Annotated in this window: 16 protein-coding genes and 1 riboswitch; of the genes, 5 read left to right on the top strand and 11 right to left on the bottom strand. The window is 32.1% G+C overall.

Annotation, left to right across the window (positions count from 1 at the left end):
- Window positions 1-38 precede the first annotated feature (38 nt).
- From SLH33_RS11655 to SLH33_RS11645, 3 genes are all read left to right on the top strand, one after another.
- On the top strand, window positions 39-737 hold the full coding sequence (locus tag SLH33_RS11655; protein ID WP_320419286.1) for a toxin-antitoxin system YwqK family antitoxin: 699 nt from the start codon (window positions 39-41) through the stop codon (window positions 735-737).
- 81 nt (window positions 738-818) lie between these two features.
- A complete protein-coding gene (gene mnmA / locus SLH33_RS11650; RefSeq protein ID WP_320419285.1) occupies window positions 819-2,006 on the top strand; it encodes a tRNA 2-thiouridine(34) synthase MnmA in 1,188 nt (395 codons plus the stop codon).
- Between the two features lie 83 nt (window positions 2,007-2,089).
- The gene (locus SLH33_RS11645; protein ID WP_320419284.1) at window positions 2,090-3,031 is read left to right on the top strand and encodes an NAD(P)H-dependent flavin oxidoreductase; all 942 of its coding nucleotides are present in this window, start codon (window positions 2,090-2,092) and stop codon (window positions 3,029-3,031) included.
- Between the two features lie 58 nt (window positions 3,032-3,089).
- On the opposite strand, the gene ribB is transcribed toward SLH33_RS11645, so the two are convergent.
- The 6 genes from ribB to tpx form a co-directional block, all read right to left on the bottom strand.
- Window positions 3,090-4,232, bottom strand: coding sequence for a 3,4-dihydroxy-2-butanone-4-phosphate synthase (gene ribB / locus SLH33_RS11640; RefSeq protein ID WP_320419283.1), 1,143 nt, complete (start codon window positions 4,230-4,232; stop codon window positions 3,090-3,092).
- A 1-nt stretch (window position 4,233) separates the two neighbouring features.
- Entirely contained in the window at window positions 4,234-5,682 is a 1,449-nt protein-coding gene (locus tag SLH33_RS11635; RefSeq protein WP_320419282.1) for an LptF/LptG family permease, read from the bottom strand.
- A 102-nt stretch (window positions 5,683-5,784) separates the two neighbouring features.
- Window positions 5,785-6,438, bottom strand: coding sequence for an outer membrane lipoprotein carrier protein LolA (locus tag SLH33_RS11630; RefSeq protein WP_320419281.1), 654 nt, complete (start codon window positions 6,436-6,438; stop codon window positions 5,785-5,787).
- A 34-nt stretch (window positions 6,439-6,472) separates the two neighbouring features.
- Window positions 6,473-8,893 (bottom strand): DNA translocase FtsK, encoded by a 2,421-nt coding sequence (locus SLH33_RS11625; RefSeq protein WP_320419280.1) that lies wholly within the window; start codon window positions 8,891-8,893, stop codon window positions 6,473-6,475.
- A 27-nt stretch (window positions 8,894-8,920) separates the two neighbouring features.
- Window positions 8,921-9,304 carry a diacylglycerol kinase family protein gene (locus SLH33_RS11620; protein WP_320419279.1) on the bottom strand — a complete coding sequence of 128 codons (384 nt, stop codon included), beginning with the start codon at window positions 9,302-9,304 and terminating at the stop codon, window positions 8,921-8,923.
- A 1-nt stretch (window position 9,305) separates the two neighbouring features.
- Window positions 9,306-9,803: a thiol peroxidase gene (gene tpx / locus SLH33_RS11615; RefSeq protein WP_320419278.1), complete on the bottom strand. Its 498-nt coding sequence runs from the start codon at window positions 9,801-9,803 to the stop codon at window positions 9,306-9,308.
- Between the two features lie 84 nt (window positions 9,804-9,887).
- Between tpx and SLH33_RS11610 the strand changes: the two genes are divergently transcribed.
- Window positions 9,888-11,246, top strand: a complete 1,359-nt coding sequence (locus SLH33_RS11610) for an MATE family efflux transporter (protein ID WP_320419277.1) — start codon at window positions 9,888-9,890, stop codon at window positions 11,244-11,246.
- Window positions 11,233-11,457 carry a hypothetical protein gene (locus tag SLH33_RS11605; RefSeq protein WP_320419276.1) on the top strand — a complete coding sequence of 75 codons (225 nt, stop codon included), beginning with the start codon at window positions 11,233-11,235 and terminating at the stop codon, window positions 11,455-11,457. Before SLH33_RS11610 ends, SLH33_RS11605 begins: the two co-directional genes overlap by 14 nt.
- A 24-nt stretch (window positions 11,458-11,481) precedes the next feature.
- Here SLH33_RS11605 and SLH33_RS11600 read toward each other — a convergent pair whose 3' ends face one another.
- The 5 genes from SLH33_RS11600 to thiM form a co-directional block, all read right to left on the bottom strand.
- On the bottom strand, window positions 11,482-12,306 hold the full coding sequence (locus SLH33_RS11600; RefSeq protein ID WP_320419275.1) for a DUF5694 domain-containing protein: 825 nt from the start codon (window positions 12,304-12,306) through the stop codon (window positions 11,482-11,484).
- Between the two features lie 211 nt (window positions 12,307-12,517).
- Window positions 12,518-13,333: a bifunctional hydroxymethylpyrimidine kinase/phosphomethylpyrimidine kinase gene (gene thiD, locus SLH33_RS11595; protein ID WP_320419274.1), complete on the bottom strand. Its 816-nt coding sequence runs from the start codon at window positions 13,331-13,333 to the stop codon at window positions 12,518-12,520.
- A complete protein-coding gene (gene tenA / locus SLH33_RS11590; protein ID WP_320419273.1) occupies window positions 13,321-13,974 on the bottom strand; it encodes a thiaminase II in 654 nt (217 codons plus the stop codon). The genes thiD and tenA overlap by 13 nt, the downstream gene beginning before the upstream one ends.
- A complete protein-coding gene (gene thiE / locus SLH33_RS11585) occupies window positions 13,950-14,594 on the bottom strand; it encodes a thiamine phosphate synthase (protein ID WP_320419272.1) in 645 nt (214 codons plus the stop codon). Before thiE ends, tenA begins: the two co-directional genes overlap by 25 nt.
- A complete protein-coding gene (gene thiM / locus SLH33_RS11580; protein ID WP_320419271.1) occupies window positions 14,594-15,364 on the bottom strand; it encodes a hydroxyethylthiazole kinase in 771 nt (256 codons plus the stop codon). Before thiM ends, thiE begins: the two co-directional genes overlap by 1 nt.
- A gap of 71 nt (window positions 15,365-15,435) precedes the next feature.
- Window positions 15,436-15,528, bottom strand: a riboswitch (TPP riboswitch).
- Window positions 15,529-15,774: the final 246 nt, after the last annotated feature.

Here is a 15,774-nt window from a genome sequence, read left to right as displayed (position 1 = left end):
ATGGTTTGTGTATATTTGTTTACAAATTATTTTCAATCATGATAAAGATAAGAAGACAATTTATAGCAATTACCATAAGTTTATTATTTTTCTCAATAGCAATAAATGCTCAAGAAGTTAATCAATTAGATGCAAATGGTAAGCGTACAGGAGTATGGCGAAAATACCATGATAATGGAAAACTTCGTTATACAGGTCAGTTTGAAAACGGAAAAGAAATAGGAACTTTTAAATTTTATACCAAATACTCATCAGTTCCCTCTATTATTAAAGAGTATACAGTAAATTCTGATACGGCTTTGGTTAAATTTTACACCAATAAAGGAAGACTAAAATCCTTAGGTAATATGATTGGTAAAAATAGAGTAGGGTTGTGGAGCTATTATTTTACGAACGGAAAGATTTTTTCTGAAGAATATTATGTAAATGGAAAGTTAGAAGGAGTTGTAAAGAATTTTTATGCCAACGGTAAAGTAACTGAAGAAACCAATTATAAAAATGGTTTAAAAAACGGAGTTTCTAAAATTTTTACAGAATCAGGCATTTTAATAGAAGAAGTACAATACGTGAATGGGAAGTTAAATGGAGAAGCTAAGTACTACGATTTAAAAGGAAATTTAAAAGAAAAAGGAATGTATAAAGATGGTTCCAGAGATGGGAAATGGGAATTTTACATTGATGGAGAAATATCCGACAAACCTAAAAGAACTACACATACCATAAAAAAACAACAATAAGTTTTATTGATTTATCTATCAAAACTAACAATCAAATAAATCCGTAACAAATTCGTAAATTTGCACCTCTAAATTTAAGAAATGAAAAGAGTAGTTGTAGGACTTTCTGGAGGTGTAGATAGCAGTGTAACCGCATACTTGTTAAAAGAACAAGGTTATGAAGTTATTGGCTTGTTTATGAAAAACTGGCATGATGACTCGGTTACTATTTCTGATGAATGTCCGTGGTTAGAAGATAGCAATGATGCTATGATTGTTGCTGAAAAACTCGGAATTCCTTTTCAAACAGTTGATTTAAGTGAGCAATACAAAGAGCGTATTGTAGATTATATGTTTGATGAGTATGAGAAAGGTCGTACTCCAAACCCGGATGTGTTATGTAACCGTGAGATTAAGTTTGATGTTTTTATGGATATCGCTTTAAGCTTAGGAGCAGATTATGTAGCTACTGGTCATTATTGCCGAAAAGCTGAAGAAGTTATTGACGGAAAAACCGTTTATAAATTATTAGCAGGAAAAGATAAGAATAAAGACCAATCATACTTTTTGTGTCAGTTATCACAAGAACAATTATCAAAAGCATTATTCCCGATAGGTGAATTAACGAAGCCCGAAGTTAGAGAAATAGCAAAACAAGCTGATTTAATTACTGCAGAAAAGAAAGATTCTCAAGGGTTATGTTTTATCGGTAAAGTGAGATTGCCCGATTTCTTACAACAAAAATTACAACCAAAAGAAGGAGTAATTGTACAAATTCCAGAAGATTTTACAGATTATACTAAGTCGATTCCTCGTTTTACAGATAAAAAAGCTGAGTTAGACTATTTTTCAACTAAATATAAGTATCACCAAGAGGATGGTAAGGTGGTTGGAAAGCATCAAGGAGCTCATTATTTTACCAAAGGTCAGCGTAAAGGATTAGCAGTGGGTGGAACCAAAGAACCACTTTTTGTGATTGAAACCGATGTTGATGAAAATGTAATTTATACAGGAGAAGGTAAAAATCACAAAGGTTTATATCGAAGAGTCTTATTTGTTACGAATGATGAATTGCACTGTGTACGTGAAGATTTAGCTTTGAAAACAGATGAAACTATGGAAGTAGAAGCACGTATTCGTTACCGTCAACCTCTAGAAAAAGCAACTTTATATAAAGTAGAAAACGGATTGTTTGTTGAGTTTAAAAACCCACAGTCGGCAATTCAAGAAGGACAATTTGTAGCGTGGTATAAAGGTGATGAGTTGTTGGGTTCTGGAGTGATTTCATAAATTTTCAACCAAATAATAATATTAAACCTCGATTTTTTCGAGGTTTTTTTGTGCCTACTATTTAATGATTGTACATTTACGTTATGCAAAACAAAATCACCAAACTTTTTAATATACAATACCCAATTGTTCAAGGAGGAATGATTTGGGTTAGTGGTTGGAGGCTAGCTTCAGCAGTTTCTAAGGCAGGCGGATTAGGTTTAATTGGAGCAGGTTCTATGTATCCAGATGTGCTTAGAGAACATATTCAAAAATGTAAAAAAGCAACCGATAAACCTTTCGGGGTTAATGTACCTATGTTGTATCCAGATATTGAAAAAATCATGGATATTATTGTAGAAGAAGGAGTGAAAATTGTATTTACTTCCGCAGGAAATCCAAAAACATGGACATCTTTTTTGAAAGAAAAGGGTATTACGGTTGTGCATGTGGTAAGTTCGGTAAAGTTTGCTTTAAAAGCAGAAGCAGCAGGAGTAGATGCTGTGGTTTGTGAAGGTTTTGAAGCAGGTGGACATAACGGACGAGAAGAAACTACTACGTTCACGTTGATACCGATGGTGAAGGAACAGGTTAACATTCCTGTAATTGCCGCAGGTGGAATAGGATCGGGTAGAGGTATGTTGGCAGCTATGGTATTGGGTGCTGACGGAGTTCAAATAGGAAGCAGATTTGCAGCTACAGAAGAATCTTCTGCACATGAAAACTTCAAAAAAACAATTGTTGAGGTAAAAGATGGTGATACGCATTTAACCTTAAAAGAATTGGCTCCAGTACGTTTAGTGAAAAATAAATTTTATAACGATGTTCAAGCGTTGTATCAACAGAATCCTACTGTTGAAAAATTGAAAGAATTATTAGGTAGAGCTCGCGCTAAACGAGGTATGTTTGAAGGTGATTTAGAGGAAGGAGAGTTAGAAATTGGTCAAATAGCAGGATTGATTCATGAAATAAAACCTGCAAAGCAAGTTTTAGAAGAGGTTGTGGCTGAGTTTAACGAAGTTAAATCTTCAGTTACTAATTGGTAAAATTATATTGATATAAATAAAAAGAGACCGTTTTTACGGCCTCTTTTTTATTGTTTTATTAATAGTTTACGTAATCTACAATTTCCAATCCGTAACCAATCATACCTACACGTTTTTCTTGTTTTGTATTAGAAACTAAACGTAGCTTATGAATGTTTAGATCGTGTAAAATTTGAGCTCCAATTCCAAAATCTTTGTTGTCCATAACAATTCCAGGGGCTTTCATTTCACCACTTTCTTGATTTGATTTCAGTCCTTTTAATCGGTTTAATAAATTTAACGATTGATTCTCTTGATTAATAAAAATAATCGCTCCACGACCTTCTTCATTAATCACTTGAAACATTCTATCTAGCTTTTGATCTGCATCATTGGTTAAAGTCCCAAGAATATCATTATTTACTAAAGTAGAGTTGACACGCGTTAAAATAGGTTCGTTTTTGCTCCAAGTTCCACGCGTTAACGCAATATGAATTTGATTATTGGTGGTTTGTTCGTACGCTCTTAAGCGGAAATCACCAAAACGAGTTTGAATATCAAAATCTTCTTTCTTAACAATTAAAGAATCGTGCTCCATACGGTACGCCACTAAATCTTCAATAGAAACAATTTTTAAATCAAATTTTTTAGCTACTTCTACTAGTTGAGGTAAACGAGCCATGGTACCGTCTTCATTCATAATTTCAACGATAACCCCTGCAGGTTCTAATCCGGCTAAACGAGCAAAATCAATAGCTGCTTCTGTATGACCAGTTCTACGTAAAACACCACCTTCTTTAGCTTTTAACGGAAAAATATGTCCAGGTCTAGCTAAATCAAAAGGTTTGGTTTCATCGTTTACTAAAGCTTGAACGGTTAAAGCTCTATCACTTGCAGATATTCCTGTAGTAACACCTTTTCCTCTTAGGTCAACAGAAACCGTAAAAGCAGTTTCCATTGGATCGGTATTGTTATTTACCATCATGCCTAATTCAAGATCTTTACAACGGTTTTCTGTTAATGGTGTACAAATTAAACCACGACCATGAGTTGCCATAAAGTTGATCATTTCTGGAGTTGCTTTTTCAGCAGCAGCTACAAAATCACCTTCATTTTCTCTATCTTCATCATCAACCACAATAATAACCTTTCCATTACGTATATCATTAATGGCTTCTTCTATGGTGTTTAATTGTATTTTTTCGGTAGTTTGTGTTGTCATTTTATAATGTTTTCTCCTTTTTAGAGAATATATTTTTAAATAAATTGGTAATTCTACTAAAGAAACTGTTGATATCAAACAATCCTTTATCTTTTGTTGCTCGAGTTGTTAAAATTATAGCCAAAGGTAACATTAATGCTACTGCTAACCAAGAGCCTGTAATAGCAGATAATGAGCTTTCTTCTGCTAAATTACGTCCAAAAGTATTTGAAAAGAAATATAAAACGTAAATGGCTATTGCTAAAATCATAGGTAAGCCCATACCTCCTTTTCTAATAATAGACCCTAATGGCGCACCAATAAAGAAAAGTATTAAACAAGAAAGTGAAAAAGCCACACGATTGTAAAATTCAATATCGTAAAGATTTAAAACTTTCCTCTTATATTTAAATGTGTCTTTGTTGGACTGGATATTGTTCAGAGTTCTGTCTACTTTTATGATGGCAGTGTTTAAAATATTACGTTTATCAATATCTTTAAAATTTTCAAGAATATCAGATGAAACTTCTTTATTAAGTAAAGAATCAGGATGTTTGTATAAATCTTCAGCATTTACATTTAACAATAAATTTCTTGCTCTTAATTTTACGTATTCATCATAATTTTGTTTAAGCGTAGGAAGTGTATCTTTTAACTGCCCTAGACTTAGCATATTATAATTACTTTTATATTTTAAATCATTTAAATCATCATCAGAAAAGGAAGAAATATCTATATTGATTGTATATTCATCAAAATCGGCATAGGAGGCAGGCATTTTTTTTCTTTTCTGATAAGAAGTATTATTATTGATATGATGTTCAAAAAAATGACCATTTTTTAAAACTAATGTCATGTATCTACTTCCTTCTTCAGAAACTAATTCGCCTTCTTTTGCAGTAATAATCTTATTGTTTCCTTTTTTTGAAGATAAATCGTAAATCATTACATTTTTAAGTAGATTATCTTCTTCACCATACTTTTCATCAAATTTTATTTGATAATCTGGAATTTCGGTGTTGAAACTACCAGGAACTAGTGCTAATGCTGGTTGTTTCTTTTTAATGTTCATTTTTAAGTTCAACTGTTTTAATATGGCATACGGATACACATAATTTAAAAACAGGAAATTGATAGAACTTAAGAAGATGGCTAAAAACACCAAGGGTCTTACCATTCTTTGAAGTGAAACTCCTGCTGATTTTGCTGCGGCAAACTCATAGTTTTCTGATAAGCTACCCAACGTCATAATAGAAGAAAGTAATACTCCAATGGGTAAGGCTTGCGGAGCCACTAAAAGCATGGTATACCACAAGAACTTTAAGATAAAAAATAAACTGATACCTTTTCCGGCTAAATCGTCAAAAGCTAACCATAAAGCTTGCATTACTAGTACAAATAGTATAATAAAGAAGGTAGCTAAAAACGGAATTAAAAAACTTTTAAGTATGTATTTATCTAATGTTTTCACTAGCACAAAGGTAGTAAGGTTCGTTGTAAAAAACACAAAAGTTTTGTTAATAGACTTTAAAAATCATTAACAAAACTTTGTTAGGTATTTATGCACTATCAATTAATCAATTAAATAGCCTTCTTTTTGATACTTTGCTTTATCAAAGCTGAATAATTTTTTTGAAATAGGCTTATTACTTTCAAATTTAGTAATGGTAAAAGTGGTTTCTGCTCCATTTGAACCAATTTGTACTAATTTATAGATGTGTTTGGTTTTTGCATCTACACCTAATTGTACTTTAACAATATCAGAGTTGCTATCAATTGGAGTTAAATCAACCATTTGAATTTTTCTTCCGTTAGTGTTTTCTAATTTACCCATTTTGTAGTTGTAACCCTCTTTGTAAAAAGTTAATAGCTTAGAAGGGTAAATAAATCCATCTTCTTCTTCTAAATCACCATTAGTAATACTTACTTCTTTTTCTTCTTTGTTGATAACTACTAATTTTTTACCGTCAAAAACAAACTTATTACCTAAGTAGTCTAAGCTATATTTTTCCCCTGCTAGTGTAATGTTACCTCTAATAGGAGGATCATTTGTAATTCCTGCTTCTTTATTTACTAGAGTAGAAGAGAAGCCAATGGTCATGTTTTCATAAGCACCCATTTTAGTTGATACTTCATCTAATAAAGCTTTTGCTTTTGACGAAGAATTTTGCGCAACTATGTTTAAACTAATAAATAATCCTGCTAATACTACTGCTACTTTTTTCATTTTATTTCCTTGTCTTGGAGTGTTTGTATAAATATTAATTCTTTTCGTTTTCTAATAATTGGTCAAGTGATACTAGGTCTGATACTAACACTTGTCTAGCTTTGCTTCCTTCAAAAGGGCCAACAATTCCGGCAGCTTCTAATTGATCTATCAATCTACCAGCTCTGTTGTAGCCTAGTTTAAGTTTTCTTTGCAATAACGATGCCGAACCTTGTTGTGCGGTAACAATAATTTCAGCGGCTTCTTTAAATAACTTATCTCGGTCTTGAATATCAATATCAAGATTTGTGCCACCTTCTTCACCTACATATTCAGGTAAAAGATATGCTTCTGGATAAGCACGTTGAGAACCAATGAAATCTGTAATTTTTTCAACTTCAGGTGTGTCAACAAACGCACATTGAATACGAATTATTTCACTACCACCAGAGTATAATAAATCTCCTTTACCAATTAATTGATCTGCTCCAGGAGCATCTAAAATAGTTCTACTATCAATTTTAGAGGTTACTCTAAAGGCAATACGTGCAGGGAAATTAGCTTTAATAATACCTGTAATAACGTTTACTGACGGACGTTGAGTAGCTACAATTAAATGTATACCAATAGCACGTGCTAATTGTGCTAAACGTGCAATTGGAGTTTCAACTTCTTTACCCGCGGTCATAATCAAATCTGCAAACTCATCAATAACCAAAACAATGTATGGTAAAAATTGATGTCCGTTTTCAGGGTTAAGTTTTCGAGCTTTAAATTTTGCGTTGTACTCTTTTATGTTTCTAACCATTGCTTTTTTAAGTAAATCATAACGGTTATCCATTTCAATACACAAAGAGTTTAATGTGTTTACTACTTTAGAAGTATCAGTAATAATGGCATCTTCACTGTCTGGTAATTTTGCTAAATAGTGGCGTTCAATTTTATTAAATAAGGTAAGCTCTACTTTTTTAGGATCTACTAATACAAATTTTACTTCTGCCGGATGTTTTCTGTATAACAAAGATGTAAGTACAGCATTTAATCCAACCGATTTACCTTGTCCGGTGGCACCCGCCATTAATAAGTGAGGCATTTTAGCAAGATCAACCACAAAAGTTTCATTTGAAATGGTTTTACCCAAAGCAATTGGTAACGCCATTTGACTTTCTTGAAACTTCTTTGAAGTGATTACCGAATGCATAGAAACAATGGTAGATTTTTTATTTGGCACTTCAATACCAATAGTTCCTTTACCCGGAATTGGCGCAATAATACGAATACCTAAAGCTGATAAAGACAAAGCAATATCATCTTCTAAATTTTTAATTTTAGAGATTCTGATACCTGCATCTGGAACAATTTCATAAAGAGTAATTGTGGGACCTACAGTAGCCTTAATTTGTGCAATACCAATTTTATAATTTTTGAGGGTTTCTACAATCCTGTTTTTATTAGCTTCAAGCTCTTCAGGATCTATAGAAATACTTTCATTGTATTGCTTTAAAAGATTAAAAGTTGGAAACCTATAATCGCTTAACTCTAGTTTCGGATCAAATTCGCCAAAATCTTTTACTAATCTTTCTGAAAGGTTTTCTGAAGAGTGTTCTTCTTCGGCTACTTTTTCAATAGCTATTTCTACTTCATTATCTTTATTGTTGTTTTTCTTTAATGTTGGCTCTAAATCTTCATCAAGATTTAATGAGACAGAAGTAGATTCTTTGGTTTCAGATTTTTTTTCTGAATAATTAGAAATGGTTGGTTTTAAGTTTTCTACAGATAACTCAAATTCTGACTTCTTATCACTTATAGAAGACGTGTTTGCAGTGTCAGAACTTGTATCAACAGTAAAATCATCAGAAATACTTTCTGAAATTTCTTTTTGCTTGCTTTTAAGTTTTTCTGCAATTTTTTCAGGAGTTATTCTAAAGCGCATTACCAAATAAGCAATAAAGAAAAAACCTAATATAATAGCTAACCCTGTTTTACCTACAAAAGTTTGTAAATAATCATTTATTTCATAGCCTACTAAACCAGATAAAACTGCATATTTTTTGTTTACATAACCTAATGCTATTGCTAACCATAACATACTTAATAATCCCCAGTTCCATGAGGTAACAATACGTTTAGGATTTGATTTTAAAATAAATCCTACACCAGTTATTAATAATAAAAAGGGAAATAAAAAAGCACCTAACCCAAAACCATTGTAAATAAGAATATGACTAAGTTTTGCTCCTATTTTACCTAATAAATTTTTGGTAGTAATACTTCGGTTAGCAAACTCTGTTAAACCACTTTGGTCTTCTTGCCAAGAAAAAAAGAAAGAAATAAAAGCTATGATTAAAAATACACCAAATAACATTAAAAACGCTCCAAGAATGGTTTGGGTTTGTCGGTTTGTAAAGAAATCTGAGAATTGCTTAAAAAAGGATTTATTACTAGTTTTTTTTGTTTTTGTAGTTTTTTTTGCCATTAAGTGTGAAATTGTTTTTGTAATAATTTACGTTAACAATAACGTAATTTTAGGTAAATAAATTATACCTGCTATAATTAATGCAATGATAGTAGCAAAAGCAGGAGCACCAGCAGCAATATCTTTTATAAAACCAATTTTTTCATGATAGTCTGGATGCACAAAATCGGCTACTTTTTCAATCGCTGTATTTAAAGCTTCTGCAACTAAAACCAAACCAATAGCTAAAAATTGAAACATCCATTCTGAAGGAGAAATTGAAAAGATATAACCTAAAAAGGTAACCAAAATAGCGATTGTAAATTGAACTTTTATGCTGTCTTCTGTACTAATTAAAAGCCATAACCCTTTGAGGGCAAACTTTATACTTCGAAGTCGTCCTTTTACAAAACCATCATTTGGGTTTTTCATGCTAAATGTTATTTAAGGCATTGCTGTAATCAGGTTCGTCAACAATTTCAGGAACTTGTTCAGTATAACTTACATTTCCATTTTCATCAACAACAACTATACAACGAGAATGTAATCCAGCTAACGGACCATTCTCAATTTCTAGTCCGTAGTTTTTACCAAAATCACCAGTAGCGTAATCAGATAACATTACTACATTATCTATTCCTTCTGCACCGCAAAAACGTCCTTGGGCAAAAGGTAAATCTCTAGAGATACATAAAACAGTAGTGTTTTCTAAACCAGAAGCTTCTTTGTTAAAGTTTCTTACAGATGTAGCACAAGTGCCGGTATCTACACTAGGAAAAATATTTAATATTAGTTTTTTTCCTTTAAAATCTGATAATGATTTACGAGATAAATCTACCCCAACTAAGTTGAATTCAGGAGCTTTTGATCCTACCTTTGGTAAGGTTCCACAAGTATTTATTGTATTTCCTTTTAATGTAATTGTTGCCATTTTTGGTTGTTTTTATTCACTTCAAAAGTAATTAAAATCTATCAAATTAAACTATCTTCGCGGTCTTAAATCAATTACTTCATTGTGAATTTATCTAGCTATACATCAGAATTTAAAAAAAATCTAAAAATAGCATATCCTGTAATGTTAGGGCAATTAGGACATGTTTTGGTGGGGTTAGCAGACAATTTAATGGTAGGTAAATTAGGTGCAGCGCCATTAGCTTCAGTTTCTTTAGCAAACGGATTAATGTTTATTTTTTTATCTCTGGGTATTGGGTTTTCATTTGCAATTACACCTTTAATGGCTGAGGCAGATGGAGAGCAGAATATAGAAAAAGGAAAAACCATTTTTCAGCATGGAATCTTTCTAACCATTATTTTAGGATTTATTATTTGCGGGATGTTGTTAATAGCTCAACCTTTAATGAATTTTATGCAGCAACCGTATGAAGTAGTAGAATTAGCTAAACCTTATTACCAAGTAATTGCTTACTCAATGATACCGGTTATGATTTTTCAGGGTTTTAAGCAATTTGCAGATGGTCTTTCAATGACAAAATATGCAATGCAAGCAACAATCATAGCTAATATTATTAATGTGTTTTTTAATTATGTGTTAATATATGGAAAACTTGGTTTCCCTGCATTAGGAGTAGTAGGATCTGCATACGGTACGTTGTTTTCGCGTTTTTTTATGGTTGCTTTTATGATTTATATTATTAGTAAAACAAAACAATTTAAACCATATATTGATAAATTTTCATTTGTACATATCAAAAAATCTGTGTTGAAAAGAATTTATAATTTAGGTTACCCAACAGCTTTACAAATGTGGTTTGAAGTGAGTTTATTTGCATCTGGAGTCTTTTTAGCCGGAGTGTTGGGTACAAATGCACAAGCAGCAAATCAAATAGCATTAAATTTAGCGTCAATGACTTTTATGATTGCCGTAGGGTTAGGAGTAACGGCAACTATTAGAGTTGGAAATCAAAAAGGATTAAAAAACTATAAAGAATTAAGAAGAATAGGAATATCAATTTTTTTATTAATGATAATTATTGATTTGTTCTTTGCTTTAGCTTTTATTCTTTTTAAAGATATATTGCCTACATATTACGTGCAAAATATAGATGTAATTGAAACAGCAGCTATATTGATTGTTATTGCAGGTTTTTTTCAACTTTCAGACGGAATTCAAGCTGTGGTTTTGGGAGCATTAAGAGGTTTGCAAGATGTAAAAATACCTATGTTAATTACTTTTATAGCTTATTGGGTTATAGGTTTTCCTATATGTTTTTACTTAGCATTGCATACTTCTTTAAAAGCTACAGGTATATGGGTGGGGCTTTTAATTTCACTCACAGCATCAGCAATTATGTTGTATCTTCGTTTTAATAAATTAACACATAAATTAATTGTAGAAAAACATGAACTTACCTAAGTTTTTATTAGCAGATAATAGTAATCATCCTGAAGATATTTTTGTTTTACATACTGAATATCCTCGTTTTTTAATTAACCTAAAAGATGATTCGATAGAATGGTTTGAAGATCTTTCTAATGAAAATGAGCAAGATTTGGCAAATGAGCTAGAGCAACTCATTGAGCAAGCGAGTACTTTTTATGATACAGAAATGGATGGCTTGCTTTAATAAATACCTAAAATAAAATTGACTTTATTTTAGGTATTTATTAATCATTATAAGTTCTAATTCGGGAGTATCTTTAATAAGTTGGTTCAATATTTTTAAATGTCCTTGTCCGTAAATTACCAAAACTCTTTCAGAATTTGAATCAATTAATTGTCTTATATTTTCAAATATTTTAATATTAGATTTATACCAATCTCCGACAGCTTCGGCTCCTATTTTATTTTGTTTATTTCCTATTTGACTCAATAAAATATAGCTATAATGATTCTTATCTATTGCTTTATGGGTATTAAGATAATAAATAGCTTCTTTGATTGTTTTTTTCTCAGCTATTTGATCATATTCTTTAGCAAGTTGCTTAGCGTTTTTTGTAATAGAATCAATTAAATAAGATTGCCCGTTTTTTTTAGCAAAAACAACAGCTGAATCAAAAGCATATTGAACAGGTGAGTGTACTAAGAATAAACGTTTGTGATTTAGTTCTTTGGCTAATCGAAAAGCAATTTGATCGGTTTCTTCTGCGGTTAATTTGTAGGAACCGTTTAAATAATTTCTGTAATTATTATTGAGCTCATTTTCTGATTTATAAGGGCGCTCAACAGCTATTTTTGTAGGATTATACACTTTTAATGATTGAACGATATCTTTAATCTCTTGCTGTCTTCTTATATCTTTTACATCTGTAAAATTTTGATTGATAGTATTATTTTTAGAAACAAAATGTAACATTCCCACAACAGCTACTTGAGGTAATTTTTTTTCTTTTCTATAGATGTTTTTGCTACAAGAGACTAATAAAATAGCAACATAAACAATGCTTAATTTTAAAATTATATAGAAATATTTCATTTTAATCATTGTTGAAGGTATAGGTGTAATTTATTTCTATACTAATATATTGAAATATATCAAATACTAATTATTTTAAGAAGTTTTCAGCTGTGTAAATTTAGACCATCATTTAGTTATCTATAAAAAAACAAGCCCTAAAAAGGCTTATTTTAATCTAATTTTTTTCGTTTTTACACATTTGTGCAACGGTTACCATTGTTGTAACCAGTTATTTTAAACTAAAATGATTAATTGGGTTGTTTCCTTTTCCCAAAATCATGTTTTTTCCATTATTGATTGCTTGATTTACATAGTCGCAACCTTTTTTAACCGCAACTTCCAAATCGAACCCTAAACATAAAAAAGTAGCAATACTTGAAGATAAGCTACAACCTGTTCCATGGGTGTTGTTCGTATTGATTTTAGGGTTAAAAATTTCAAGGATTTTATTCGTTTTTACATTGAATAAAACATCCATCATTTCATTGGTTTCTTTAACCAAATGCCCACCTTTTAATAAAACAGAAGTATTGTATTCTTTACCAATTTCAATTGCAGAGTCTTTGAAATTTTCAAGATTGATTTTGTGTCTGATTAATATTTCTGCCTCAGGAATATTGGGGGTAACTAATCTGGCTTGAGGTAATAAACCCTTCAAACATTTAATTGCATTTTCCGATATCAAATTATCGCCTGAAGTAGCAACCATAACAGGGTCTAAAACAATAGTATTGACATTGTAAGCTGCTAATTTTGAGCTAACGGTTTTTATCACATCACAAGAATGTAACATCCCTATTTTTACCGCACCAAATTGAATATCGCTCAACACAGCATCCAACTGTTTTTCTAAATGAGCAATGGGAATGGCATGGATATCATAAACGCCTTGTGTATTTTGTGCCGTAGTTGCCGTAATAACACTGGCTGCATAAGCACCACAGGCACTGATGCTTTTTATGTCTGCCTGAATTCCTGCGCCTCCACCAGAATCGCTTCCGGCAATGGTCAATACGCTTTTATAGTGGGGTTTTATAGTTTCCATGATTCTTTATTATAAGCACTGTCCCAAAACATCCATTCTAATTTAGAAGCTTTTTCGAAAATCATTTCCATTTTGGTTAAAATCTCGTCTGATGCGGTTTGTGCATGTTTGTTAGTGATTTCAACTGCTTTTTGTACAGATTTTGCAAAATCCTCGCCACCATAGGTATTAATCCAATTTTGATAGGGGTTCTTTATTGTATTGGTTTGATGTTTCAAAATATAGTCGCCCACTTGCTTGTAAATAGTAAAACAAGGCAATATGGCTGCAAGACTTTCTTCTACAGAATGGGTATGTACAATTCGGGATAAATAACTGGTGTAAAGTTCACAAGTTGGTGAGGGCACCGGATTAAACGTTTCTTGTTTTAAAAATAAATTATGTAAAGCATTTTCTACATGAATGACGCCAGTAGCAGCATCTAAAAAAAATTGAGTATCTGCCTCATCCGAACATTTTACGCCTGTGACAGACAGTATTTTTTTGTATTCTGATAAATACAACGCATCTTGATTAATATAAAAATGAAACACATCTTTGGGGAGCGTTCCATCCATCAGTTCATTGATAAATGGATGTTCCTTTATTTTCCGTAAGATATAATCTGTTTGATTATTTATTTTTTTGTACCAGTTTTGCATATACTATTTTTTAAAGTTCTTGTTTCTTTTTCAGGGCTTATAGCTTGTGAAATAGCAGAAATAACGGCAATTCCATCGGCCCCATTTTGAATGACACTAGTTGTATTTTCTTTATTAATTCCGCCAATACAAACAATTGGTTTTGTACTAATTTCTTTAATTTTTATTAAGCCATTCAGCCCCAATGGCTCGTCTAAATCTATGGTTTTGGTAGCTGTACCGAATATGGGAGATATACCGATGTAGTCAATTCCCTGAGTGCTAGTGTCAATAGCTTGTTGCGTGTTGCTTACTGACAAACCAATGATTTTATCTTTTCCTAATAATTTTCTGGCTATGCTAACGGGCATATCTTTTTGTCCAATATGAACACCATCTGCATCAATTGCCAAAGCGATATCAATTCTGTCATTAATGATGATTGGAACCGCATATTTATCACATAAGGACTTTGCTTTTTTAGCCCGATTGTAAAATGTTTTTGTATCAAGGTTTTTCTCCCTTAATTGTATTATGGTTACTCCACCTTCAAGGCTGGCTTCTAAAATGTTGAAAAACAAAACATCATCGGTTATTCTTTCATCCGTTACATACATTAGAGAATAATCTGTCTTTTCCATTAAAGTTCTTTTAGATTGTATAAACTATCTATAAAATTCATTTGAAAGCTACCCGGACCACTTGATATTTTTGCAGCTTCATTACCCGCTCTACCCATAATTTTCATAGCAACAGTTGAAGCTAAATGATAATCAGGTTCTACTGAGATACATGCGCCAATGATAGCGGTAGCGGTGCAGCCCATTCCTGTAACTTTTGCCATTAAAGGACTCCCTTCAGTTACTTCATTAATTTGATTATTGGTAATGATATAATCAGTAGCTCCACTAATAACAATGGTGTTGTTTAATTCTTTCGAAAGTTTTTGTGCAGCCGTCACTGCAGACTTAGAATTCACGGTGCTATCAACGCCTTTGGTACTATTGGTTACTTGAGCTAGAGCCATAACTTCCGAGGCATTTCCCCGAATTACATTTGGCTTAGCTGCATTTATTATTTGCATTGCGGTTTCTGTTCTGAATCTAGAAGCTCCCACACCCACGGGGTCAAAAACAAAGGGTTTGTTCAATTGATTTGCTTTTTTAGCTGCTAAAATCATGGACGCAATCCACTTTTTACTAAGAGTTCCCATGTTGATGACAAGGGAAGAGGAAATGGAAACAATATCTTCTACTTCTTCCTTCGCATGTGCCATTACTGGTGAAGCACCAATTGCCAATAAAGCGTTGGCCGTATTGTTCATTACTACATAATTCGTGATGTTGTGTATCAATGGAGATCGATTACGTAAATGGTTTACAACGGTATTGAGTTTATTTTTTTCAGACATAGAATCTATTTTTGTTTAATAAAAAAGCCACTTTCACAGCTGTGAAAGTGGCTTGTATAAAGAATTAATCTATTTTACAATCTTCGTTTCCCTTCGCTGTTATTACACTTATCAGGTTCATAGGGTATAATCTCAGCCATATTTAGGCACCCCTAACGATTTTGGTAAAGTTACTTGTTTTTCGCTTTCTTGTTATGTTATTTTTTTCGTTTGTTTTTAATTGGTTACAACGCTTTGCATATGGCTTTGTGGCGGTTTCGGTGGACAGAAAGTGCCCCGAAACCGAACTTGGCTACGGAACGAAAATCTTGCTATCAGCCGTTTTTCCTCCATAAGCTATATGCTGTGTGTCTGTTGCACAATTATGTAAAAGTAGTAATTTTTTGTATTTTGAGGTATGCAAGGCAAAA

The organism is Tenacibaculum sp. IB213877 (assembly GCF_034043975.1).
Lineage (GTDB): Bacteria > Bacteroidota > Bacteroidia > Flavobacteriales > Flavobacteriaceae > Polaribacter.
Note: the sequence above shows the minus strand (reverse complement) of the source record. Positions and strands in the feature narration are given on the sequence as shown.

Bases quoted from the DNA above. Each gene is read 5' to 3' on its own strand.
- SLH33_RS11620 (WP_320419279.1), bottom strand. From the start codon at position 9,304: ATGAAAAACCCAAATGATGGTTTTGTAAAAGGACGACTTCGAAGTATA.
- SLH33_RS11625 (WP_320419280.1), bottom strand. From the start codon at position 8,893: ATGGCAAAAAAAACTACAAAAACAAAAAAAACTAGTAATAAATCCTTT.
- tpx (WP_320419278.1), bottom strand. From the start codon at position 9,803: ATGGCAACAATTACATTAAAAGGAAATACAATAAATACTTGTGGAACC.
- thiM (WP_320419271.1), bottom strand. From the start codon at position 15,364: ATGTCTGAAAAAAATAAACTCAATACCGTTGTAAACCATTTACGTAAT.
- mnmA (WP_320419285.1), top strand. From the start codon at position 819: ATGAAAAGAGTAGTTGTAGGACTTTCTGGAGGTGTAGATAGCAGTGTA.
- SLH33_RS11600 (WP_320419275.1), bottom strand. From the start codon at position 12,306: ATGAAATATTTCTATATAATTTTAAAATTAAGCATTGTTTATGTTGCT.
- SLH33_RS11645 (WP_320419284.1), top strand. From the start codon at position 2,090: ATGCAAAACAAAATCACCAAACTTTTTAATATACAATACCCAATTGTT.
- thiD (WP_320419274.1), bottom strand. From the start codon at position 13,333: ATGGAAACTATAAAACCCCACTATAAAAGCGTATTGACCATTGCCGGA.
- thiE (WP_320419272.1), bottom strand. From the start codon at position 14,594: ATGGAAAAGACAGATTATTCTCTAATGTATGTAACGGATGAAAGAATA.
- SLH33_RS11655 (WP_320419286.1), top strand. From the start codon at position 39: ATGATAAAGATAAGAAGACAATTTATAGCAATTACCATAAGTTTATTA.
- ribB (WP_320419283.1), bottom strand. From the start codon at position 4,232: ATGACAACACAAACTACCGAAAAAATACAATTAAACACCATAGAAGAA.
- SLH33_RS11605 (WP_320419276.1), top strand. From the start codon at position 11,233: ATGAACTTACCTAAGTTTTTATTAGCAGATAATAGTAATCATCCTGAA.
- SLH33_RS11630 (WP_320419281.1), bottom strand. From the start codon at position 6,438: ATGAAAAAAGTAGCAGTAGTATTAGCAGGATTATTTATTAGTTTAAAC.
- tenA (WP_320419273.1), bottom strand. From the start codon at position 13,974: ATGCAAAACTGGTACAAAAAAATAAATAATCAAACAGATTATATCTTA.